Here is a 21,228-nt window from a genome sequence, read left to right as displayed (position 1 = left end):
CGTGCGCGCCCCGCCCTCGGGGCGCGTGCCGCGCAGGCCCTCGTGGGCGTAGCATCCGGCCATGGGGTTCCTCCAGGTCGCCGCGACGATCGTCGTCGTGCTCGCGGCGCTGCTGCACGTCTGGATCTTCGTGCTCGAGAGCATCCGGTGGTCGCATCCGTCGACGTGGCGGGCGTTCGGCGTGCGCACGCCCGAGCAGGCCGAGGTGCTGCGGCCGATGGCGTACAACCAGGGCTTCTACAACCTGTTCCTCGCCGTGGGCGCCCTGGGGGGGCTGGCCCTGCTGTTCTGGGCGGGGCTGCCGTACGCGGGGCGCGCGCTCGTGCTCTTCACCACCGCGTCGATGACCGCGGCGGCGGTGGTGCTGACGACGACCGGGCCCGGCTACCTGCGGCCGGCGCTCATCCAGGGCACGCTCCCGCTCATCGCGTTCCTGCTGTTCCTGTTCGTCTGAGCCCCGCGGACGGCGCGGCTCGGTCGCCGCGGCTCAGTCGCCGCTGGTCTCCTCCTCGGCGAAGACCTCGCTCGGCACGTGGTGCTCGGCGGGCTCGGCCTCCTCGGCCCCGTCGGCATCGGCGACGACGGGCATGCCGACCTTCAGCCGGTCGATGAGCTCGGCCGCGCGGCTGGTGCTCAGCACGAGTCGCGCGAACTCGCCCCCGGAGAGCTCGAGCACGATCGCCTGCCGCTTGCGCTTGACGAGCACGAAGTCGCTGCCGCCGTGCGTCTTCCAGACGCCGACCGCGAGCACCAGGGGCACCTCGCTGCCGCGACGACGGATGCCGCGGATCCAGATCCACGGGTCGTCGGTGATGGTGGCCGAGCGGATGTCGTCGCGCTGGACGATGACGTCGGCCGACCGCATCGCGAGCGTCTTCTCGGCCGGCGTGAGGTGGACCTCGAGCCGGTCGTTGTGCACGCGGAGGTTGGCCATATGTTCCATCCTGCCCGACGGTCATCCCGGTCGCGTCGTCGACGCTCCACAAACGCGACATCCGTTTCGTGCACGAACCCGACCACCGCTGCCCCGTTCTCAGGACCCGCGGTACCGAATCGCGCCGTTCTCAGGACGACACGCCGGTCGCCGCGGCGACCCGCCGCAGAACTCCTGAGAACGGGGTGTGGGTCAGAGGTGCGGGGGGCGAGCGGATGCCGCGGCGCGGGCTGCGGCGGGAAGGGCGTCGAGGATCCGCGAGACCGCCGCGTCGTCGTGCGCGGCCGTGACGAACCACGCCTCGAAGACGCTCGGCGGCAGCGAGACGCCGGCCTCGAGCATCGCGTGGAAGAACGGCGGGTAACGCCACGACTCCTGCGCCAGCACGCCCGCGTAGTCGCGCGCGCCGCCCGCGACCGCGTCGCCGAACAGGAAGCTGAACAGGTTGCCGGCCGTCTGCACCACGTGCGCGACGCCTTCGGCGGCGAGCGCCGCGGAGACCTCGCGCTGCAGCAGCGCCGCGACCTCGTCGAGCCGGGCGTAGACCGCGTCGTCGGCGAGCCGCAGCGTGGTGACGCCGGCCGTGACGGCGACCGGGTTCCCGGAGAGCGTGCCCGCCTGGTAGACCGGGCCGAGCGGCGCGAGCCGCTCCATGATCTCGGCGCGACCGCCGAGCGCCGCGACGGGCATGCCGCCGCCCACGACCTTGCCGAACGTGACGAGGTCGGGCGTGTACGCGGCATCCGTCTCGGCCTCGAGGCCCCACCAGCCGGCCTTCGAGACCCGGAACCCGGTGAGCACCTCGTCGCTGATGACGAGCGCGCCGTGCGCGTGCGCGAGCTCGACGAGCGCGCGGTTGAAGCCGGGCAGCGGCGGGACGACGCCCATGTTCGCGGCGGCGGCCTCGGTGATGACCGCCGCGATGCGGTCGCCGTGCTCGGCGAACACCGCGCGCAGGGCGTCGAGGTCGTTGTACGGCACGACGAGCGTGAGCGCGGCGACCTCGGCGGGCACGCCCGCGGAACCGGGCAGCGCGAACGTCGCGAGACCCGAGCCGGCCTCGGCGAGCAGCCCGTCGGAGTGGCCGTGGTAGTGGCCCGAGAACTTCACGAGCAGGTCGCGGCCGGTGAAGCCGCGGGCGAGCCGGATGGCGCTCATCGTCGCCTCGGTGCCCGTCGACACCAGGCGCAGCTTCTCGATCGGCGCCACGCGCTGCTCGATGAGCTCGGCCAGCTCGGTCTCGACGGGCGTCGACGCGCCGAAGGACAGGCCGCGCGCCGCGGCCTCCTGCACGGCGGCGATCACCTCGGGGTGCGCGTGGCCGAGGATCGCGGGACCCCAGCCGGCGACGAGGTCGACGTACTCGCGTCCCTCGGCGTCGGTCACGTACGGTCCGCGCGCCGAGACGAGGAAGCGCGGTGTGCCGCCGACCGAGCGGAACGCGCGCACGGGCGAGTTCACGCCGCCAGGAATGGCCGCCTGCGCGCGGGCGAACAGGTCGGCGTTGGTCTGCGTGGCGGTGGTCATTCGATCCCCTCCCGGATCCATCCGGCGAGCTCGGTCGCCCAGTAGGTCAGCACGGCATCGGCACCGGCACGACGGATGCCGCGGACCGACTCGATCACCGCACGACGGCGGTCGATCCAGCCGTGCATCGCAGCGGCCTCGATCATCGCGTACTCGCCCGACACCTGGTACGCCCAGACCGGGACGTCGCTCGCGGCGGCGACATCCGCCAGCACGTCGAGGTACGAGCCCGCGGGCTTGACCATCACGACGTCGGCGCCCTCGTCGATGTCGATCATCGCCTCGCGGAGGCCCTCGCGGCGGTTGCCGGGGTCGAGCTGGTACGTGCGGCGGTCGCCCTCGAGGGTCGACTCGACCGCGTCGCGGAAGGGGCCGTAGAACGCCGAGGCGTACTTGGCCGAGTACGCGAGGATCGCGGTGTGCGCGAAGCCGGCGCCGTCGAGCGCCTCGCGCACCGCGGCGACCTGGCCGTCCATCATCCCGGAGAGGCCGAGGAGCTGCGATCCGGACGCCGCCTGCACGAGCGCCATCTCGCGGTAGCGCTCGAGCGTCGCGTCGTTGTCGACGCGGCCGAGCGCGTCGAGCACGCCGCAGTGGCCGTGGTCGGTGAACTCGTCGAGGCACAGGTCGGTCTGCACGACGAGCGCGTCGCCGACCTCGTCGGCCACGACGCGCGTGGCGACGTTGAGGATGCCCTCGGGATCGACGCCGCACGAGCCCGCCGCATCGCGCGTCTCCGGGACGCCGAACAGCATCACGCCGCCGACGCCCGCGGCCGCGGCATCCGTCACCGCCTGCTTCACCGAGTCGAGCGAGTGCTGCACGACGCCGGGCATCGAGGCGATCGGCAGCGGCTCGTCGACGCCCTCGCGGACGAAGATCGGCAGCACGAGCTCGGCCGGGTCGAGGCGGGTCTCGGAGACGAGGCGGCGGAGGGCCGGCGTCTCGCGGAGGCGCCGGGGTCGCACGCGGGGGGCGGGTGCGGAAGTCACCCGCCAAGCCTACGCGCGCCCGGCTGGACGCTCGGTGGGCACGGACTCGTGCACGGATGGCGCGGGCGAGCGGATGGCGCGGGATTAGACCGTCTGCGTGGCGGCGTGCACGACCGCCTCGATGAGGGACTCGGCGCTGCGCTCGGCGGCGACGACGTCGACGCGGAGGCCGAGCTTGGCGGCATCCTTCTGGGTCTGCGGGCCGATGGCGGCGACGAGCGTGCGCTCGGGGATGGGGCCGAGCTGCGCCTGCACCTGCTCGGCGACGCTGCCCGACGTGACGAGGATCGCGTCCACCTTGCCGGCGCGCACGTCGTCGACGACCTTCTGCGCGACCGGGACGCCGACGGTGCGGTACGCGACGACCGCCTCGACGTGGTGCCCGATGCGCTCGAGCCCCACCGAGAGCACCTGCTTCGCGATCGCCGAGCGGAGCGCGAGCACCCGCAACGGCTTCACGCCCTCGGTCGCGGCCTCCCACTCCTCGAGGAGACCCCGAGCGGAATTGTCTTCGCTGGGAACGATGTCGGCGCGGTAACCGGCCGCGACGAGGGCGGCCGCGGTGGTCTCGCCCACCGCGGCGACCTTCGTCGACTCCGGGATGACCGCGCCGTACGAGGAGAGCACGTCGACCGTCGTCGCGCTCGTGACGGTGACCCAGTCGAAGCCGCCCGCAGCGAGCTTCGCGAGCGCCGCCTCGAGCGCCGGCTGGTCGTCGGTCGGCGCGAAGTTGATCATCGGCGCGATGATCGGCGACGCGCCGCGCGCCCGCAGCGACCCGGCGACCGAGTCGCCCCAGGGTCCGCCGCGCGGCACGAGCACGCGCCAACCGGCGAGCGGCTTGGATCCATCTGCGCCGGGCAGATGGAGGGGGCCGGTCATCGGTTCGAATTCGGTCACGGCGACTCCAGGGCAGGTGCGAGGTCGGCGGCGCCGTTGCCGAGGAGTTCCGCGACGGCGCGTTCTGCGACATCGCGGGCCGCGTCCGCCAGATCGGCGGCCGAGCGGCTTTCGGGGGTCGCGGCGTGCGAACTCGTCAACCACCGCGTCCCGTCGGCACTGTACACCGTCGCCGTGAGGAACAGAAGTTCGTCCTCGATGAACGCGGTCGCGCCGATGGGCGCGGCGCACCCGGCCTCGAGACCCGCGAGCACCAGCCGCTCGGCGAGCACCGTGGCCCTCGTCGACGCGTGGTCGACGGCCTCGAGTCCGCGCTCCAGGTGGCGCGGTCCGCGCTCGCGACGGACCTCGAGCGCGAGCGCGCCCTGGCCCGGCGCCGTGGGCCAGTCGGCGAGCTCGAAGCGCTCGGTCGCGGCATCCGCTCGACCCAACCGCTGCAGGCCGGCCGATGCGAGCAGCACCGCTTCGAGTTCGCCCTGCTCGACGAAGCCGAGGCGCGTGTCGATGTTGCCGCGCACGTCGACCGCGACCACGTCGGGTCGGGCCTGCCCGAGCTGCGCGATGCGGCGCGGCGAGCCGGTGCCGATGCGGGCCCCCTCGGGCAGGTCGGCGAGCGCGAGCCCGTCGCGCGCGCACAGGCTGTCGCGCGCGTCGGCGCGCTTGGGCACGGCGCCGAGGCGCAGGTCGGGGTGCTCGCCCGTCGGCAGGTCCTTCAGCGAGTGCACGACCACGTCGCACTCCCCCGCGACGAGCGCCTCGCGCAGGGCCGCGGCGAACACTCCGGTGCCGCCGATCTGCTGCAGCGACGCGCGCGACGTGTCGCCCTGGGTCGTGACCGTCACGATCTCGATGTCGGCGTCGGCCGCCGCACCGAGCCGCTCGGCGATCTGCCGGGTCTGAGCGAGGGCGAGGGCGCTGCCCCGCGTGCCCACCCGGATCACGTCGCGCGCAGGACTCACGGCGCGATCCCCGCGAGCGCCGGCTTGAAGCCGAGGCGCACGTTCTCGCAGCAGCCGGGGCGGCACGTGTCGTACCAGGGCCCGAGGTCGGTCAGGTGCGGGCGGTCGGCGGCGGGCGTGCCGTTCACGCGCTCGAGCACGAGGTCGACGAGGCCGGCGACGTACGCGGGGTGCACGCCGGGCGTCGGGACGCGGACGGCGGCGAGCCCGTGCTCCTCGGCCGTCTCCATCGCCTCCTCGTCGAGGTCCCACATGACCTCCATGTGGTCGCTCACGAACCCGAGGGGCACGATCACGACGGCCTTGCGGCCCGCCGCGGGCAGCTCGGCGATCGCGTCGTTCACGTCGGGCTCGAGCCACGGCTGCGAGGGGGGCCCGGACCGCGACTGGTAGACGAGCTGCCACGGCACGTCGGCGGCGCCGGCCTCGCGCATGACGACCTCGGCGACCGCGAGGTGCTGCGCCGCGTACGCGCCGCCCTCGCCGAACCCGCGCTCGGCGGGGCCCGACTTCGCGGCATCCGCCGTCGGGATGGAGTGCGTGGCGAACAGCACCTCGACCTCGGTCGTGCGGTTCAGCCCCGGGTGCTCGGCCTCGAGCTTCGCGAGCCCGTCGCGCAGGCCCTCGACGAACGGCGTCACGAAGCCGGGGTGGTCGAAGAACTGGCGCACCTTGTCGATCTCGATGACCTCGCCGAGGCCCGTGTCCTCGAGCGCGTCGGCGTAGTCCTCGCGGTACTGGCGGCAGCTCGAGTACGAGCTGTAGGCGCTCGTGGCGATCGCGATGAGCTTGGTGTACCCGCGCTCGTTCGCCTCGCGGACCGCGTCGTTGAGGTACGGGTCCCAGTTGCGGTTGCCCCAGATCACCGGCAGGTCGATGCCGCGGCCCGCGAGCTCGGCCTCGAGCGCCGCCTTCAGCTGGCGGTTGTGCTCGTTGATCGGGCTCACGCCGCCGAAGTGGCGGTAGTGGTGGGCGACCTCCTCGAGGCGCTCGTCGGGGATGCCGCGGCCGCGCGTGACGTTGCGCAGGAACGGGATGACGTCGTCCTGCCCCTCGGGCCCGCCGAAGCCGGCGAGGAGGATCGCGTCGTACGCGACGGGCTCCTCGACGTGCTCGGGTCCGGACCGGGCGGGCGCGGTCGCACCGGGCACGACGGCGCCCGGTGCGCAGTATGCCGAGGTCGCGGGAGCGGGCTTGCGCCCGATGTTCGTCGCGGCCATTACTGCAGTACCTCCACGAGTTCGGCGGTCGTGATGCGTCGACCGGTGTAGAACGGCAGTTCGTCGCGCACGTGACGACGGGCGTCGGTGGCGCGCAGGTCGCGCATCATGTCGACCAGGTCGGTGAGCTCGTCGGACTCCATGGGCAGCAGCCACTCGTAGTCGCCGAGCGAGAACGCCGAGACGGTGTTGGCGATGACCCCGCGGAACGCGGCGCCCTTCCGCCCGTGCTCGGCGAGCATGCGGCCGCGCTCCTCGGGCGGCAGCAGGTACCACTCGTAGCTGCGGACGAAGGGGTAGATCGTCAGCCACGCCCTGGGCTCGACGCCGCGGAGGAAGCCGGGCACGTGCGCCTTGTTGAACTCGGCGTCGCGGTGCACGCCCATCGCGTTCCACGTGGGCAGCAGCGCGCGGAACAGCCTGGCGCGCCGCAGCTCGCGCAGCGCCCACTGGAGTCCCTCGGCGGTCGGCCCGTGCAGCCACACCATGACGTCGGCGTCGGCGCGGAGGCCGGAGACGTCGTAGATGCCGCGCACGACGACGCCCTCGTCCTGGACGAGGTTGATCACGCCGTCGAGCTCGTCGACGAACCGCGGGACGTCGCGGCCGTCGAGGTCGTCGGGTCGAGCTGGGTCCTTCCGGAGCACGGCGAAGAGGGTGTAGCCCTCGTACGTCTGCTCGTCGGCGGTTTCGGGTCGGGGCGCGTCGGCTGCCCCTTCGGCAGCGGGGGAAGACATGTCCCTATCCTCCCCCTGCAACCTGAAAGGACGAAATGCGGTCGACGGATGCCGCGGCGTCAGCGCGTCGCCCGCACCACGACGAACTCCGGCGCCTCGGCGAGCGACTGCGCCACCACGCAGAACCGCTCGGTTCCGGTGCGGAGCCGCTCGAGCGCGGCGTCGTCCGCGTCGGTGTCGACGACGGCCGTGACCACCACGTCCATGACGCCCACGGGGACGGTCCGGTCGATGCCGAGCGTGCCCCGGACGTCGAACACGCCCTCGGCGCTGAGCTCGGCCGAGCGGATCTCGACGCCCATCGCCGTCGCCACGGATCGGAGCGTCACCCCGGCGCACCCGAGGAGCGCCTGGAGGAGGAAGTCCGCCGAGCAGGCGTCGCCGCCGTCTCCGCCCGTCGCGGGGTGCAACCCGGTTCGGACCGGGCCCGCCCAGGTGTCGATGGTGGCGGTGATGCCCGGGTCGGCGAACGACCCGCGGGCGGCCACAGGCGTGACCGCCGCGTCGGGGTCGTCGCGGTAGCGCTCCTTGAGCGGGGCCTGCAGGGCCCGCAGTTCGGTCCGGTCCATGTCGTGCGTCCTCAGGGGCGGCCGCTCAGTCGAGGAGCAGCCTGGTCGAGTGTTCGAGGTGGGCGCGCAGCGCCTCGGGCCCCCGCGTGGGGAGCCCGTCGAGGAGGCGCCGGTGCTCCTCGACGACCGACGCGACGCTGTAGTGCGTCCGCGCGTGGAGGATGAACAGCAGCAGCTCGCTGCCGAGGGTCGTGTGGATCTCGATGATCCGCGGGCTGCCGGAGGCGGCCACGAGGGCGGAGTGGAAGTCGGCGTGCAGCCGCTCGACCTCGAGCCAGGCCGCGTCCGGGGCGGATCCCGGCCGGTCGTCGCCGGTGCTCAGCCGCTCCATCGCATCGATCGCCGCCCGCGCCGGCGCCAGCGCCGCCTCGGGCAGCGCCCCGCCGAATCGCTGGAAGGCGATCCGCACGGCCTCGACCTCGAGTGCGGCGCGGAGCTGCTGCAGCGCGAGCAGCTGCGCGTCGTCGAAGCTCGTCACGCGAACGCCCCGGTAGGGCTCGGCGACGGCGAGCCGCTCGGCGACGAGTCGCTGGAACGCCGCCCGGATGGTGTGGCGGGAGACGCCCAGCCGCGCGGCGCACGACTCCTCCCTGAGCGGCTCGTCCGGCGGAAGGGTGCCGCTCAGGATCTCCTCGCGGAGCTGCGCCGTCGCGCGTTCGACCGCGGTGGGCGCGTTGCCGGCCACGTCGGCCGACGCCGCGGCATCCGTCACCGGATCGTCACCGTTCGAGGTTGGCGCGAACCACGAGCCACACGCCGACCCCCACCGCGACGGCGACCCCGGCGGCGACCGCGATGGCCGTGCCGGGCTGCTCGTCGGCGAAGCGCTGCACGCGGAGCTTCGCCCGGGCGGTGGCACGCGCCAGGCGCTTCGGCACGTTGAGGTGCTCCTCGATCGCGCCGAGGGTCGCCGCGAGCTCGTCGCGTGCGGCACGCGCGTTGTCGTGCGCCTGCAGGCGCGTCAGGTTCCGCTGCGTCTTCTTGTCGAGCGTCGCCACGTCAGTTCCGGCTGCCATACGCCCCCCGTCCGGTGATCGCGTCAAGGTCCTGGCGGACGCTCTCGATCGATTCGAGCGGCTCGCTGCCGCGCTTGAAGTTGAGCACGGCCACCCCGAGCAAAATCAGGATGATCAGCAGCAGCACGCCCGACACGATGAGCGCCGCCGCCCATCCCGGCATCACGAGCGACAGCGCGAGGATGCCGGTCGCGATGAGGGTGCCGAGCAGGAAGATGCCGACGAACGCCGCCACGACGACGAGGCCCGCGCCGATGCCGAAGTGCTTCGCCTTGTAGGTGAGTTCGGCCTTGACTTGGTCGATCTCGGCTCGGACCAGCGTGGAGATGCGGTCGGGCAGTTCTCCGAGCAGCGTGAACAGCCCGCGCTCGTCGTTCAGTGGTGAGGACATCGCGATTCCACCTCCGTCAGGGATCGGTCAGGACGAGCTCGAGGAGCCCGAACCCGATCCGGCGGACTTGGCGTTCGAGTTCGACGACGAGGAGGAGCCCGACGACGAGGAGCCCGACGACCCCTTGCTGCCGTTGCCGCTCGACTTCGAGGACGACCCGCCGGAGGTCGAACGCGATGAGCCCGAGCCGGTCGACGCCGTGCCCGACGACGAGCCGGTCGACGAGCCCGAGGCGGACTTCGCGGACGAGGACCGCGTGGATCCCTGCGTGCTGGTGAACTGCGACACGAGCTTCTTCGCGCCGTCGAGGACCTTGTCGCCGACGTCACCGGCACGGCTCATCGCGAAGCCCTTGACCGTGTCGACGCCCTCCTGGACCTTCGGTTGGTTCCAGACGTCCTCCGCCGCCTTGCGGATCTGCTCGTAGCGCTCGCGTCCGGCGCGCGTGCCCAGCACGTAGCCGACGCCGAGACCGACGACGAAGAGGAACTTGCCCTTCATGTGCACCCCATCCCCCGCTGCGGTTGTCAAGACAGCAGTGACACCCAGCGTAGACCCCGACCCGGGCCGCGCAAGGGGGTTGCGAGGTCTCGGGCGTCCTCGTATTCCGTTGCGGCTATGCGTCGTCGGCGACGTGGACCGCCAGGTGGCGGATGAGTCCGGCCGCCTCGGTCGCGTGCGGCACGACCGACGCGAGCCCCGTCCCGGCCACCCACGAGCCCGTGACGGCGAGGCCGGAGTGCTCGTCGATCGCCTCCTCGAGGGCGCGGACGCGGGCGCGCTGGCCGACGGCGGCCTGCGAGAGCGCGTCCCGCCAGGCGCTGCGCCCGGCGGCGCGCACCTGCGAGCGGTCCAGCGGAATGCCGAGCAGCGCCGACGCGTCGCGCACCGCGAGTTCGGTCACCGCGTCGTCGTCGAGGTCCGTGAGCGGTCCCGCGGCGCCCGCGCGGCCGTAGGAGAGGCGGACGACGTGGCGGCCTGATGCGGCATCCGCGAGCCAGGGCCACTTGGCGCTCGAGTGCGTCAGCGCCTTCGCCGTGACGCCCGGCGCGTCGGCCGCGACGAGCACGCCCGTGCCGCGGGGCGCCGCATCGAGCGCCGGGGCGTCGAGCACGAGCGTGACCAGTTCGACGGATGCCGCGTCCGGCCACTCCTCGGCGAGCGCCTCCTCGCCGACGAGGCCCGCGAGGAGTCCGCGGGAGACGTGCGCCGGCGTCGCGACGATCGCGAAGCGCGCGTCGACCACGACGGAGCCGGGTGCGCCGCCGTCGGAGGCGGCGGCCTCGCCGACCGCGCGCCACGCGGACGCCGGGCGGCCGTCCTCCGTCGCCGCCGGCTCGCCCCGGTCGAGTGCGGTGACCCGCACCCCGGTGCGCACGTCGGCGCCGAAGCGGTCGAGTTCGGCGAGCAGGGCGTCGACGAGGGTGTGCATGCCGCCGCGGAGCCCGAGGACCGCGCTGCCCGCCTTCCGCTCGCCGACGAGCTGCGCCACGCCGCCCGACAGGGACCCGGCGCGCGTCATGGCCTCGTTGAGCCCGGGCGCGACGACGTCGACGTCGAGGTCGTCGGGATCGGTCGAGTACACGCCCGCCGAGATCGGCGCGACCAGCCGGTCGAGCACCGCCCGGCCCATGCGCTCGCGGACCAGCGGGCCGAGCCGTTCGGCCCGTCCGATCTTGAGGATCGGCCGCACCCGGTCGAGCCAGGCCCGCCAGGCGCCGCCCCACCCGATGATGGCCCGCACGTCGTCGCCGAGCGGGTTTGCAGGGATGCCGAGCATGCCGGTGCGCGGCAGCGGCGCGGCCTTCGTCGCGCCGCCATCGCCCCAGACCAGCCAGGCACCCGACGGATTCGGCCGCTCGATGCGGTCGCCGAGCCCGAGCCGCTCGGCCAGGGCCGCCACCGACCCGTTGCGGGTCGCGAACGACTCGGCGCCGCTGTCGAGCGCGAGGCCGTCGAGCTCGATGCGGCCGACGCAGCCTCCCGGACGGTCGGCCCGCTCGAGCACGGTCACGCCGAGCCCGATCCGCGCGCATTCGAGCGCCGCGACCAGTCCGGCCACGCCGCCGCCGACCACGACGACGTCGGTCGTGCGGTGCTCGGCACCGCCGGGGACGGCGGCGTCGGTCATCGCCCGGCCTCGTGCACCAGCTCCACGACGCGCGTCAGCGCGGTCGGGTCGGTCTCGGGGGGCACGCCGTGGCCGAGGTTGAACACGTGCGCGGGTGCGACCCGGCCGCGGTCGAGCACGTCGCGGACCGCGCGCTCGAGCACGGGCCACGGCGCGGCGAGGAGCGCGGGGTCGAGGTTGCCCTGCAGCGGCACGCCACCGCCGACCCGAGCGGATGCCACGTCGAGCGGCACGCGGTAGTCCACGCCGAGCGCGTCGACGCCGACCGACGCCATCGCGCCGAGCAGTTCGCCCGTGCCGACCCCGAAGTGCACGACGGGCACGGCGCGGCGGACGGGCGCGCCCGCGGCATCCGTCGCCCCCGGCACCTCGTACTCGAGGTCGTGCACGTGCGCGAGGGCCGCCGCGGAGGCGGGGGCCACGTGGGTCTCGTAGTCGGCGAGCGAGAGCGCGCCCGCCCACGAGTCGAACAGCTGCGCCGCGGACGCCCCGGCGAGCACCTGCGTGCGCAGGAAGCGGCCCGTGAGCTCGGCGGTCCAGTCCATGAGGGCGCGCCAGGCGCCCGGGTCGGCGTGCATGAGCGTGCGCGCGGCGAGGTGGTCCTTCGACGGGCCGCCCTCGGCCAGGTACGCGGCGAGGGTGAACGGCGCACCGGCGAAGCCGATGAGCGGCGTACTGGTCGGGGCGCCGGGTGCGGTGAGCGTCGCGAGTTCGGCGACGGTGCGCTGCACGGCCTCGGCGATGGGGCCGGCGGCCTCGTCGAGCGTGGCCGGGTCGATCCTCGTCAGCTCGGCGACGCCCGCCGCATCGCCGTACGACGACCCGAACACCGGACCGCGGCCGGGCTGGATCTCGACGTCGACGCCGACGAGCTTCAGCGGCACCACGATGTCGCTGAAGAAGATGCCCGCGTCGACGCCGTGGCGGCGGATGGGCTGGAGCGTGATCTCGGCCGCCATGGCGGGGTCGAGGCACGCGTCGAGCATGCGGGTGCCGACGCGCAGCTCGCGGTACTCCGGCAGCGAGCGCCCGGCCTGGCGCATGAACCACACCGGCGTGGTGTCGCTGCGCTCACCGCGGTAGGCGCGCACGAGGCGCGAGTCGTGGGTGAGGCCTGAGGCGAGCGGATGCTGCGGGGAGAGGATCACGCGCAACATCCTCCCCCATCGCGACTGAACGCGTCCTGTTCCGCCGGCGACGCCGGATGTTGGACGAATGGAGAACGAGGTCTGGTGGTCGCGCTCCCACGGCGCTACAGTCGGACGGTCGTGCATCCCCCGCGCACGGCGACGCACCGACGCCTCCCCAGCGACGGCGCGCCTCCGCCACCCACGGAGTCCTCCCCCAATGTCCAGCACTGCACCGCGGCATCGCACCGGATCGATCGTCCTGGTCGCGCTCGCCGCCGTCCTCCTCGTGGCCGGGCTGGCGCTCGGCCAGGCCTGGGTGGAGCGGCTCGTGCCGCGCCTGCCCGAGGTGCCCGCCACCGAACTCGCCGTCGTGCTCGCGGCCGCGACGGCGATCGTCGCCGTCGTGGTGGCGCTGCGACGCGGCGCCGCGTCCGCACGCGCGACGGCACGGCGCCGTGCGCTCCAGAGCATCCATCGCGGCGAGATCGCGAGCGGCATCCGCAACCGCGAGCTCGTCGCGCGCCTCGCCGAGCTCGGCCACCCGGGCGGCAGCACGGCCGCCCTCCCGTCGCGCTTCTCGATCGTCGCCGACGACGGCGGCCTCTCGTTCTGGAGCGGCGGACGCCGACCCCGCCGAGTCGCCCACTTCCCGTGGCGCGAGGTGCGCACCATCCGCTCGGATCGCGCGGTCGTCGGCAGCACCGAGGTGCCCGTCGCCGTCGTGCGGGTCCGGCGAGCGGGCATCAGCGTCGAGCTGCCCGTCATGCTGAGCGACCCGCGTCTCGGCCGGTACGCGCTCACCGACGCCCCGTTCTTCGCGACGGTGCGATCGTGGAAGGCACGACACCGGGCCGCCCTCGCGGCCGAGGGGCTCGAACTGCCGCCGCTCACGGGCGCCATCCCCGTGATCCGGCCTCACGCTGCGGCCTGAACCCGATGATGACACGGCCGGTCGGAGCACCTTTCGACCACCGGTAGAATCGTCTGGTGCTCATCTGTCTCACCGCGAGTCACAAGAACGCCGGGTTCGACATGCTCGAACGGCTTTCGGCGACCGCCGAGCACGCCGCACCCCGTCTCCTCGACGGGCACCCGGCCGTGCAGGGCGCCGTCGTCGTGGCGACCTGCAACCGCTTCGAGGCCTACCTCGACCTCGACACCCCCGAGGGCGACTCCCCCGTCGACGCCGTCCACGACGCGATCCGCGCGGTCGGCGACGTCGCCGCCCTCGAGCCGGACGAGCTGCGCAGCACCTTCGGCTTCGTGCACGGCAACGCCGTCGCCGGTCACCTGTTCGCCGTGGCATCCGGTCTCGAGTCGGTCGTCGTCGGCGAGGGCGAGATCGCAGGGCAGGTGCGCCGCTCGCTCGAGCGCGCCCGCAAGGAGGGCACCACGACGCCCGAGCTCGAGCGGCTGTTCCAGCGCGCCTCGCAGACGTCGCGGCGCGTGAAGAACGCGACCGGCATCGGCAGCGAGGGCCGCTCGCTCGTGCGCCTCGCACTCGACCTCGCCGAGAGCCGCGTCACCGACTGGTCGGCCGTGCGGGTCCTGCTCGTCGGCACCGGCCGCTACGCCGGCGCATCGCTCGCCGCGCTGCGCGACCGCGGCGTGACCGACGTGTCGGTGTACTCGCCCACGGGCCGCGGCGCGAAGTTCGCCGCGAGCCACGACATCGCCGCCGTCGAGACCGGCGACTACGCCATGGCGGCCGCCGGCGCCGACCTCATCGTCACCTGCACCATGGTCGAGCACCACGTCGTCGACCGCTCGCTGATCGAGCTCGGCCGCACCGAGCTCGCGGTGGCCGAGCGGCCCGTTCCCGTCGCCTTCCTCCGCCCGCGCGACGGCGCGGCGACCACGGTCGAGGGCGAAGCGGATGACGCGGCGCAGGCCGAGGCGCCGCGCCAGCTCATCATCGACCTGGGCCTGCCCCGCAACGTCGACCCCGACGTCGCCGGCGTACCCGGCGTCGACCTGCTCGACCTCGAGACCATCAAGATCCACGCGCCGCTCGAGGAGTTCGGTGCGACGGATGCCGCGCGCGAGCTCGTCGAGCGCGCCGCCCGCAAGTTCAGCCGCGTCGGTGAAGAGCTCGACCTCGCGCCCGCGGTCGTCGCCCTCCGAAAGCACGTGTTCGACGTGCTCGACGCCGAGATCCGCCGCGCTCGGGTGCGCGGCGACGACGACGGCCGCACCGAGGCCGCGCTCCGCCACATGGCCGGCGTGCTGCTGCACACCCCCATGGCGCGCTCGCGCGAGTACGCCCGCGCGGGCGAGCAGCAGGCCTGGCTCGACGGCCTCGAGGCGATGTTCGGCATCCGGCCCGAGCCCGATGCGGCGGCCTCCGCCGGCGCCGACGAGCGGCCCGAGGACGAGCGAGGGCGCCGCGCCGGCGGCATCCGCTGACGCGTCCCGCGCGCTACGCTGTCGCCCCGTGACCGTGCACGAACGACCGGATGACGCGGCCGACGCCGGCCCGCCCGCACTTCGGCTCCCGTTCGACGTGGCCGAGCTCGACCGCCGGCCGATCCGGACCGAACGACTGCGGCTGCGACCCCTCGCGACCGACGACGCCGACGACGTCTGGGAGTACCAGTCCCTGCCCGAGGTGCTGCGCTACATCCCGTGGCCCGAGCGCGACCGCGACCAGGCGCGCGAGCACACCGAGACCCGCGCGGCATGCCGCCGCCTGGCCGACGACGGCGATGCGGTGTTCCTCGCGATGGCCCTCGTCGGCGAGCCCTCGACGACGGATGCCGCACCCGGCCGCCCCCGCGAGGATCGCGTGGTCGGCGACATCATGCTGCGGCTCGCGTCATCCGCCCACGCCCGTCTCGAGATCGGCTGGGTCGTCCACCCCGACTTCCACGGGCGCGGTCTCGCCGCGGAGGCGGCCGCCGCCACACTGGATCTCGCCTTCGGGCGGCTCGTCGCGCACCGGGTCGTCGCGCACCTCGACGCCCGCAATGCGGCATCCGCTCGACTCTGCGAACGACTGGGCATGCGCCGCGAGGCGACCCTCGTCGAGGAGGAGTGGAACGACGGCGAATGGCAGGACACGGCGTCGTACGGCATGCTGCGCCGCGAGTGGCGGGCGCTGCGCGCCGGGCGGGCCTGACGCGGGGAGTTCAGTCCCAGAGCGGTCGCGGCGCCGGTGCGGCGGCGAGCACGTCGGCCGGTATGCGGTGCGAGAGCTCGGGGATCTCGAGCCCGCGCCATTCGACCACGAGCTCGAGGTCGTCGCCCTCGGGCCGCGTCGGCCACCACAGCCACGCCGTCTGCCTGCCGTCGTACCAGTCGGCGCCGCCGCTGCTTCCTCCGTGGTTCGCCATGAGGGTCGGCGGCGCGACCGACTCCGGCTCACCCCACGGGTTGCCGAGGAGATGCAGCGGCAGCAGCGGCGCGCCATCCGGAAGCCGGAGCCCGACCCGGAAGGTCGACTCGTCGCCGGGCGGTGCCTGCCACCCCATGGCGGACTGCATGGACTCGTCCCACTCGCGTCGCGGCATCCCCGCCCGACGCGCGGACCAGCCCAGCCGCAGTTCGAGGCCGTTGCCGAACAGGCGGATCTCGCGCAGTACCAGCACGACCCGCTCACTGCGGAACAGCACCTCGTCGAGCACGACCCGGCCCGGCAGCTCGTCGCGCGGCGGCTGCATCCACGGCGGAGTGGGCAGCTCATCGGGTTCGGGCGGTTCCGGCCGCTCGACGTCGAAGAAGCCACCACCGGATGCCGCGTGCATGCGGTTCACCCTAGCGACGCGGCGGCGTCCGCGGCATCCGCTCGGCACACCCCGCACCGCGGGACCCGCGAGTGTCCACAAATGGTGGGGTCCGCCCACGCGGGGCGACGTTTCGTGGACACTCGACCGCGAGCGAGCGGGCGGGCGGAGCGAGCGAGGGGGCGGGCGCGACGCCGCCGGCGCTCAGGCGCCGACGAGGCGCGAGCCGAGGTACGACTCGAGCTCGGCGAGCGGCACGCGCTCCTGCTGCATGGTGTCGCGGTCGCGCACGGTCACGGCGTCGTCATCGAGCGAGTCGAAGTCGACCGTGACGCAGAACGGGGTGCCGATCTCGTCCTGGCGGCGGTAGCGGCGGCCGATGGCACCCGCGTCGTCGAACTCGACGTTCCACAGCTTGCGCAGGCGGGCGGCGACGTCGCGCGCGAGCGGCGACAGCTTCTCGTTGCGGGAGAGCGGCAGCACCGCGGCCTTGACGGGCGCGAGGCGCGGGTCGAGCTTCAGCACCGTGCGGGTGTCGGTGCCGCCCTTCGCGTTCGGCACCTCCTCGACGTGGTACGCGTCGACGAGGAACGCCATGAGCGAGCGGGTGAGGCCGGCCGCGGGCTCGATCACGTACGGGGTCCAGCGCTCGTTCTTCGACTGGTCGAAGAACGAGAGGTCCTTGCCGGAGTGCTCGGCATGGGTCGAGAGGTCAAAGTCGGTGCGGTTCGCGACGCCCTCGAGCTCGCCCCACTCGCCGCCGGTGAAGCCGAAGCGGTACTCGATGTCGACGGTGCGCTTCGAGTAGTGGCTGAGCTTGTCCTTCGGGTGCTCGAACAGGCGCAGGTTCTCGGGGTCGATGCCGAGGTCGACGTACCACTGGAAGCGCGTGTCGATCCAGTACTGGTGCCATTCCTCGTCGCTGCCGGGCTCGACGAAGAACTCCATCTCCATCTGCTCGAACTCGCGCGTGCGGAAGATGAAGTTGCCCGGCGTGATCTCGTTGCGGAACGACTTGCCGATCTGGCCGATGCCGAACGGCGGCTTCATGCGCGCCGCCTGCAGCACGTTGGCGAAGTTCACGAAGATGCCCTGCGCGGTCTCGGGGCGCAGGTAGTGCAGGCCGGACTCGTCGTCGACGACGCCGAGGAAGGTCTTCAGCAGGCCGGAGAAGGCGCGCGGCTCGGTCCACTGGCCGCGCGTGCCGCAGTTGGGGCAGACGATGTCGGCGAGGCCGTTCTCGGGCTCGCGGCCCTTCTTCTCCTCGTACGCCTCGACGAGGTGGTCCTCGCGGAAGCGCTTGTGGCAGTGCAGGCACTCGATGAGCGGGTCGGTGAACACGGCGACGTGGCCCGACGCCTCCCACACCTGGGTGGGCAGGATCACGCTCGAGTCGAGGCCGACGACGTCGTCGCGGCCCTGCACCATCGAGCGCCACCACTGGCGCTTGATGTTCTCCTTCAGTTCGACGCCGAGGGGGCCGTAGTCCCACGCCGACCGGGATCCGCCGTAGATCTCACCCGCCTGGAAGACGAAGCCCCGGTGCTGGGCGAGCGTGATGACGGAATCGAGACGGGTGGGTGCGGCCACGGTGGCTCCAATGGTCCAGTGCGGAGGGGATCGGGCGAGACGCCCGCAAGTCGATGTCCTTATCCTACGGTCGAGCGGATGCCGCCCAGAAACGCGCACGCGTTCCGCATCCGTCACCCGCTCGGGCCGGCTCTAGGCTGAACGGATGCCGCTGCCCGACCTGCACGTCGCCGCGATCGCCGTCGTGCGCGACCGTCGCGTGCTGATGGTCACGGCTCGCGGGCGCGAGGTGCACTACCTGCCGGGCGGCAAGATCGACCCGGGCGAGACGCCGGCCGAGGCGGCGGCGCGCGAGGCCCGCGAGGAGGTCGGGCTGGTGCTCGACCCGTCGACCCTCGCCGAGGCGTTCACGGTGCGCGAGCTCGCCCACGGGCAGGGCGAGGGGCGCCACGTGCGCATGCACGTCTTCCTCGTCGAGACGGATGCCGCGCCCGAGCCCGACGGCGAGATCGACGCCGTGCACTGGGTGGGCACCGATGAGGCGCATCGCTGCCCGCCGGCGGGCGTCGAGGTGCTGCGCCGGCTCGCGGCATCCGGGCTGGTCGACTGACTCGATCGTCCGCGCACCGCGCAACCCCCTGCCCGATCCCAGCCGTCACCGGGCGGCATCCGGCATGATCGCTACCAGCGAGCAGGACGACAGGGGGTGCGGATGTCGCGGACGCGCGAGTTCCGCCTCGACGACCGGGTGACGGTGATCACCGAGTCGGGCGAGGCCGACGCCCCCGTCTTCGTGCTCGTGCACGGCATCGGCATGGGCCACCGCTACTGGTCGGAGCTCGCCGACGCGCTGGCCCGCCACGGACGCGTGCTCGCCCTCGACCTGCCCGGGTTCGGCGCGGCGCCGGAGCCCGACGGCCCGCAGACGATGTCGGAGTCCGGGGCGTACCTCGCCGAGCTCATCGAGGCGGAGCGCTTCTCGGCGCCCGTCGTGCTCGTCGGCCACTCGATGGGGACGCAGATCGTCGCCGAGACCGCCGCGCAACGGCCGGAGCTCGTGTCATCCGTCGTGCTCATCGCCCCCACCGTGAACCCGCGGGAGCGGTCGGCGTTCGTGCAGGCGATCCGGCTGGTCGCCGACCCGTCGCTGCTGCGGCCGCGCGTGGTCGCGCTCGGCATCCGGTCGTACCTGCAGGCCGGGCCCCGGTGGTACTTCAAGAAGCTGCGGCAGATGCTCGACCACCGCCTCGAGCTGGTGCTGTCGGATGTCGCGGCGCCGACGCTCGTGATCCGCGGCGAGCACGACCGCCTCGCACCGAAGCCGTGGGCCGAGCAGGTGACGCGGATGCTGCCGAACGGCCGGTACGCGGAGGTGCCCGACCGCGGCCACGAGACCATGGTCACGGCCGGCGACCGGGTCGCCGACCTCGTCGCCCGGCACGCGCGCGGCGAAGCGGTCGGTCGCGAGGTCGCGCGCGTCTCGCAGCCCGAGCCGCCGTCTCGGATCGAGCGCGCCTGGTGGTGGGCCGGCGACTACCTGTACGCGGGCTGGCGGCAGGCGGCGGTGCTCGTCGACGGATGGCACCCGCCCGAGCGGTGGCGGCACGGGGACCCGTCGCTGCCCGAGGTCGTGCTGCTGCCCGGCATCTACGAGCACTGGTCGTTCATGCGCCCGCTCGGCGATGCGCTGTCGGCCGCGGGGCACCGGGTGCGCGTCGTGCACGGCATGGGCACGAACCGCCGCGGCGTCGCCGACACGGCACGGCGGCTGGAGCGCGCGCTGGCGAAGGTGCCGGCGCCGAACGCCGGCCGGGTGATCGTCGCGCACAGCAAGGGCGGCCTGATCGCCAAGCACCTCATGGTGGCCCAGGCCGACGCCGAGCCCGACGGCGAACCCGCCGCCGAGGGCCGGCGCGGGCTGCTCGGCGTCGTCGCCGTGTGCACGCCCTTCGCGGGGTCGCGCCTGGCCCGGCTCATCGTGGACCCGAGCGTGCGGGCGCTGCTGCCGAGCGACGAGACCATCGTGATGCTCGGGCGCGCGGCATCCGTCAACGCCTGCATCGTCTCGGTGTTCGGACGGTTCGACCCGCACATCCCGGACGGCAGCATGCTCGACGGGGCGACGAACATCCGGGTGCCCGTGCCCGGCCACTTCCGGATCCTCGGGTCGGGCGAGACGCACCGGGCGGTGATCGAGGGGGTCGGCCTGCTGGCGACCGCGGATCGGCGCGTGTCCTGACCGGCCGCGGCGCGCGTCGCCACGGGGGTCACGCGAGCAGGAACGGCACCGCGGCGACGGCGGCGGCCGCGGCGAACAGCAGGAGGGCGAGCGGCACCGAGCGCCGGACCGTGCCCTGGCCGAAACGCGCCACGATCCGCTCGAGCCGCGCCCGCGTGCGCTCCCGCGCGAGCAGGCCGACGACGAGGAGCACGAGGCACGGCAGGCAGTAGACGAGGGTGTACCCCGCGAGCACCAGCAGCCCCTGCCAGGCCGGGGCACCGGAATCGACGAGGCGCTCGATGGCGATGAAGTACGGGAACGCGTTCGGCAGATCGGCGGCGGTGACGACGGCGCCGAACGGCAGCGCGGTCCACGGTCCGAACCACGCCGGGAGGGCGACGGGTCGTCGGGGTCGGTCCCGGAGGCGGCGGACCCCGGCGACGACGAGGCCGACCGCGGCCGCCCCGAAGGCCGCGAACCGCAGCACCGTGATGACGCCCTCGACCGCGCCGGCGGCGGCGCCCGCGGTCAGGTAGAGCGCCGTCCCGACCGCGAACACGGTGAGGGCCGCTCCCGCGACGGTCGCGAGCGCGATCAGCCCGGGTCGTCGCGGCGCCGCGAGGAGGATGAGCGCGACCGACACGATCGTCGCCGGATTGAGCGCGTCGAGTGCGGCGAGGCCGGCGATCCCGGCGAGGAGCGCGGGGGTCACGGCCGGCGGTCCGCGACCCCGAGGTGGTCGAGCAGCGTCGCGAGGTCGACGTCGGCGACGGAATCGTCGAGGCCGGCCAGGGCGTTTCCCGCCAGCCCGTCGCCGACGAGCCGGATGATGCGCGCGCGCACGGGGTCGCCGACCTCGTCGGCGATGAGCCGCTCCCACCGGGCGATCGCGGCGGCGGCGTCGGCGAGCACCCCGGACTCCGGTCCCTCCAGCGCCCGGTGGGCGACGGCCATGGCCCGGAACAGGTCGAGGTCGTCGCCCCGGGGCACCGAGAGCCCGAGCCACGCGGCGGCGGCACGGCCGTCGGCCGCCGCCTCGCGCATGGCCAGGTCGATCTCGTCGAGGGCCCGGCGGGCGAGGCCGTCGACGAGCGCCGCGCGGCTCGGGAAGTGGTGCATGAGCCCGCCCTTGGAGACGCCGGACGCCTCGGCCACGGCGTTCAGCGACGGGATCGTGCCGTGCTCGAGCGTGAGGCGCCGGGCGACGTCGAGGATGCGATCGCGGAGGTCCATGCACTCATGCTAGTCG

The 21,228-nt window shown here is 73.8% G+C and carries 24 protein-coding genes; 6 read left to right on the top strand and 18 right to left on the bottom strand.

The window, feature by feature from the left end; translation table 11 throughout:
* Positions 1 to 61 precede the first annotated feature (61 nt).
* On the top strand, positions 62 to 454 hold the full coding sequence (locus AVP42_RS07820) for a DUF1304 domain-containing protein (protein WP_067947768.1): 393 nt from the start codon (positions 62 to 64) through the stop codon (positions 452 to 454).
* Positions 455 to 487: 33 nt separating this feature from the next.
* Here AVP42_RS07820 and AVP42_RS07815 read toward each other — a convergent pair whose 3' ends face one another.
* The 14 genes from AVP42_RS07815 to hemE all read right to left on the bottom strand — a co-directional run bounded on the left by AVP42_RS07815 (position 488) and on the right by hemE (position 12,533).
* The gene (locus tag AVP42_RS07815; RefSeq protein WP_197466984.1) at positions 488 to 934 is read right to left on the bottom strand and encodes a hypothetical protein; all 447 of its coding nucleotides are present in this window, start codon (positions 932 to 934) and stop codon (positions 488 to 490) included.
* A gap of 192 nt (positions 935 to 1,126) precedes the next feature.
* On the bottom strand, positions 1,127 to 2,461 hold the full coding sequence (gene hemL, locus AVP42_RS07810) for a glutamate-1-semialdehyde 2,1-aminomutase (protein ID WP_067947766.1): 1,335 nt from the start codon (positions 2,459 to 2,461) through the stop codon (positions 1,127 to 1,129).
* A complete protein-coding gene (gene hemB, locus AVP42_RS07805; RefSeq protein ID WP_067947762.1) occupies positions 2,458 to 3,453 on the bottom strand; it encodes a porphobilinogen synthase in 996 nt (331 codons plus the stop codon). The genes hemL and hemB overlap by 4 nt, the downstream gene beginning before the upstream one ends.
* 84 nt (positions 3,454 to 3,537) lie before the next feature.
* Positions 3,538 to 4,335, bottom strand: a complete 798-nt coding sequence (locus tag AVP42_RS07800) for a uroporphyrinogen-III synthase (RefSeq protein WP_067947850.1) — start codon at positions 4,333 to 4,335, stop codon at positions 3,538 to 3,540.
* Between the two features lie 14 nt (positions 4,336 to 4,349).
* Positions 4,350 to 5,312: a hydroxymethylbilane synthase gene (hemC, locus tag AVP42_RS07795; protein ID WP_067947760.1), complete on the bottom strand. Its 963-nt coding sequence runs from the start codon at positions 5,310 to 5,312 to the stop codon at positions 4,350 to 4,352.
* Positions 5,309 to 6,532 (bottom strand): ferrochelatase, encoded by a 1,224-nt coding sequence (locus AVP42_RS07790; RefSeq protein WP_067947757.1) that lies wholly within the window; start codon positions 6,530 to 6,532, stop codon positions 5,309 to 5,311. Before AVP42_RS07790 ends, hemC begins: the two co-directional genes overlap by 4 nt.
* A complete protein-coding gene (gene hemQ / locus AVP42_RS07785) occupies positions 6,532 to 7,269 on the bottom strand; it encodes a hydrogen peroxide-dependent heme synthase (protein ID WP_067947755.1) in 738 nt (245 codons plus the stop codon). The genes AVP42_RS07790 and hemQ overlap by 1 nt, the downstream gene beginning before the upstream one ends.
* Positions 7,270 to 7,328: 59 nt before the next feature.
* Complete coding sequence (locus AVP42_RS07780; RefSeq protein WP_067947754.1) at positions 7,329 to 7,838, bottom strand: OsmC family protein; 510 nt, start codon at positions 7,836 to 7,838, stop codon at positions 7,329 to 7,331.
* Positions 7,839 to 7,863: 25 nt separating this feature from the next.
* A complete protein-coding gene (locus AVP42_RS07775; protein WP_067947753.1) occupies positions 7,864 to 8,550 on the bottom strand; it encodes a GntR family transcriptional regulator in 687 nt (228 codons plus the stop codon).
* A gap of 7 nt (positions 8,551 to 8,557) precedes the next feature.
* Complete coding sequence (locus AVP42_RS07770; protein WP_157356756.1) at positions 8,558 to 8,854, bottom strand: DUF3618 domain-containing protein; 297 nt, start codon at positions 8,852 to 8,854, stop codon at positions 8,558 to 8,560.
* On the bottom strand, positions 8,838 to 9,245 hold the full coding sequence (locus AVP42_RS07765) for a phage holin family protein (protein WP_067947752.1): 408 nt from the start codon (positions 9,243 to 9,245) through the stop codon (positions 8,838 to 8,840). Before AVP42_RS07765 ends, AVP42_RS07770 begins: the two co-directional genes overlap by 17 nt.
* A gap of 27 nt (positions 9,246 to 9,272) precedes the next feature.
* Positions 9,273 to 9,746 (bottom strand): YtxH domain-containing protein, encoded by a 474-nt coding sequence (locus AVP42_RS16655; protein WP_197466983.1) that lies wholly within the window; start codon positions 9,744 to 9,746, stop codon positions 9,273 to 9,275.
* Positions 9,747 to 9,861: 115 nt separating this feature from the next.
* Entirely contained in the window at positions 9,862 to 11,376 is a 1,515-nt protein-coding gene (gene hemG, locus AVP42_RS07755; protein ID WP_067947751.1) for a protoporphyrinogen oxidase, read from the bottom strand.
* A complete protein-coding gene (hemE, locus tag AVP42_RS07750) occupies positions 11,373 to 12,533 on the bottom strand; it encodes a uroporphyrinogen decarboxylase (protein WP_067947750.1) in 1,161 nt (386 codons plus the stop codon). The genes hemG and hemE overlap by 4 nt, the downstream gene beginning before the upstream one ends.
* Positions 12,534 to 12,723: 190 nt before the next feature.
* Here hemE and AVP42_RS07745 point away from each other — a divergent pair, with 190 nt between their 5' ends.
* The 3 genes from AVP42_RS07745 to AVP42_RS07735 are packed head-to-tail and all read left to right on the top strand — an operon-like array spanning position 12,724 to position 15,624.
* A complete protein-coding gene (locus tag AVP42_RS07745; protein WP_067947749.1) occupies positions 12,724 to 13,437 on the top strand; it encodes a hypothetical protein in 714 nt (237 codons plus the stop codon).
* 56 nt (positions 13,438 to 13,493) lie between these two features.
* Positions 13,494 to 14,912, top strand: coding sequence for a glutamyl-tRNA reductase (locus tag AVP42_RS07740; protein WP_067947748.1), 1,419 nt, complete (start codon positions 13,494 to 13,496; stop codon positions 14,910 to 14,912).
* A 28-nt stretch (positions 14,913 to 14,940) separates the two neighbouring features.
* On the top strand, positions 14,941 to 15,624 hold the full coding sequence (locus tag AVP42_RS07735) for a GNAT family N-acetyltransferase (RefSeq protein ID WP_067947746.1): 684 nt from the start codon (positions 14,941 to 14,943) through the stop codon (positions 15,622 to 15,624).
* A gap of 10 nt (positions 15,625 to 15,634) precedes the next feature.
* Here the strand turns inward: AVP42_RS07735 and AVP42_RS07730 are convergent, their stop codons facing one another.
* Positions 15,635 to 16,249 carry a hypothetical protein gene (locus tag AVP42_RS07730; protein WP_067947744.1) on the bottom strand — a complete coding sequence of 205 codons (615 nt, stop codon included), beginning with the start codon at positions 16,247 to 16,249 and terminating at the stop codon, positions 15,635 to 15,637.
* A 183-nt stretch (positions 16,250 to 16,432) separates the two neighbouring features.
* Entirely contained in the window at positions 16,433 to 17,818 is a 1,386-nt protein-coding gene (locus AVP42_RS07725; protein ID WP_067947743.1) for a glycine--tRNA ligase, read from the bottom strand.
* 145 nt (positions 17,819 to 17,963) lie between these two features.
* Between AVP42_RS07725 and AVP42_RS07720 the strand changes: the two genes are divergently transcribed.
* Positions 17,964 to 18,368, top strand: a complete 405-nt coding sequence (locus AVP42_RS07720; RefSeq protein WP_067947742.1) for an NUDIX domain-containing protein — start codon at positions 17,964 to 17,966, stop codon at positions 18,366 to 18,368.
* 102 nt (positions 18,369 to 18,470) lie between these two features.
* Positions 18,471 to 19,997, top strand: a complete 1,527-nt coding sequence (locus AVP42_RS16245) for an alpha/beta fold hydrolase (RefSeq protein WP_082847083.1) — start codon at positions 18,471 to 18,473, stop codon at positions 19,995 to 19,997.
* Positions 19,998 to 20,025: 28 nt separating this feature from the next.
* Here AVP42_RS16245 and AVP42_RS07710 read toward each other — a convergent pair whose 3' ends face one another.
* Positions 20,026 to 20,691, bottom strand: a complete 666-nt coding sequence (locus tag AVP42_RS07710; RefSeq protein ID WP_067947740.1) for a GAP family protein — start codon at positions 20,689 to 20,691, stop codon at positions 20,026 to 20,028.
* Positions 20,688 to 21,212 (bottom strand): TetR/AcrR family transcriptional regulator, encoded by a 525-nt coding sequence (locus tag AVP42_RS07705; protein WP_067947738.1) that lies wholly within the window; start codon positions 21,210 to 21,212, stop codon positions 20,688 to 20,690. Before AVP42_RS07705 ends, AVP42_RS07710 begins: the two co-directional genes overlap by 4 nt.
* Positions 21,213 to 21,228: the final 16 nt, after the last annotated feature.

It is taken from the genome of Agromyces sp. NDB4Y10 (assembly GCF_001620055.1).
GTDB lineage: Bacteria > Actinomycetota > Actinomycetes > Actinomycetales > Microbacteriaceae > Agromyces > Agromyces indicus.
Note: the sequence above shows the minus strand (reverse complement) of the source record. Positions and strands in the feature narration are given on the sequence as shown.

Coding starts and splice junctions, on each gene's coding strand:
- AVP42_RS07820 (WP_067947768.1), top strand. CDS start 62: ATGGGGTTCCTCCAGGTCGCCGCGACGATCGTCGTCGTGCTCGCGGCG.
- AVP42_RS07815 (WP_197466984.1), bottom strand. CDS start 934: ATGGCCAACCTCCGCGTGCACAACGACCGGCTCGAGGTCCACCTCACG.
- hemL (WP_067947766.1), bottom strand. CDS start 2,461: ATGACCACCGCCACGCAGACCAACGCCGACCTGTTCGCCCGCGCGCAG.
- AVP42_RS07800 (WP_067947850.1), bottom strand. CDS start 4,335: ATGACCGGCCCCCTCCATCTGCCCGGCGCAGATGGATCCAAGCCGCTC.
- AVP42_RS07790 (WP_067947757.1), bottom strand. CDS start 6,532: ATGGCCGCGACGAACATCGGGCGCAAGCCCGCTCCCGCGACCTCGGCA.
- hemQ (WP_067947755.1), bottom strand. CDS start 7,269: ATGTCTTCCCCCGCTGCCGAAGGGGCAGCCGACGCGCCCCGACCCGAA.
- AVP42_RS07780 (WP_067947754.1), bottom strand. CDS start 7,838: ATGGACCGGACCGAACTGCGGGCCCTGCAGGCCCCGCTCAAGGAGCGC.
- AVP42_RS07770 (WP_157356756.1), bottom strand. CDS start 8,854: ATGGCAGCCGGAACTGACGTGGCGACGCTCGACAAGAAGACGCAGCGG.
- AVP42_RS07765 (WP_067947752.1), bottom strand. CDS start 9,245: ATGTCCTCACCACTGAACGACGAGCGCGGGCTGTTCACGCTGCTCGGA.
- AVP42_RS16655 (WP_197466983.1), bottom strand. CDS start 9,746: ATGAAGGGCAAGTTCCTCTTCGTCGTCGGTCTCGGCGTCGGCTACGTG.
- hemG (WP_067947751.1), bottom strand. CDS start 11,376: ATGACCGACGCCGCCGTCCCCGGCGGTGCCGAGCACCGCACGACCGAC.
- hemE (WP_067947750.1), bottom strand. CDS start 12,533: ATGTTGCGCGTGATCCTCTCCCCGCAGCATCCGCTCGCCTCAGGCCTC.
- AVP42_RS07745 (WP_067947749.1), top strand. CDS start 12,724: ATGTCCAGCACTGCACCGCGGCATCGCACCGGATCGATCGTCCTGGTC.
- AVP42_RS07730 (WP_067947744.1), bottom strand. CDS start 16,249: ATGCACGCGGCATCCGGTGGTGGCTTCTTCGACGTCGAGCGGCCGGAA.
- AVP42_RS07720 (WP_067947742.1), top strand. CDS start 17,964: ATGCCGCTGCCCGACCTGCACGTCGCCGCGATCGCCGTCGTGCGCGAC.
- AVP42_RS16245 (WP_082847083.1), top strand. CDS start 18,471: ATGTCGCGGACGCGCGAGTTCCGCCTCGACGACCGGGTGACGGTGATC.
- AVP42_RS07705 (WP_067947738.1), bottom strand. CDS start 21,212: ATGGACCTCCGCGATCGCATCCTCGACGTCGCCCGGCGCCTCACGCTC.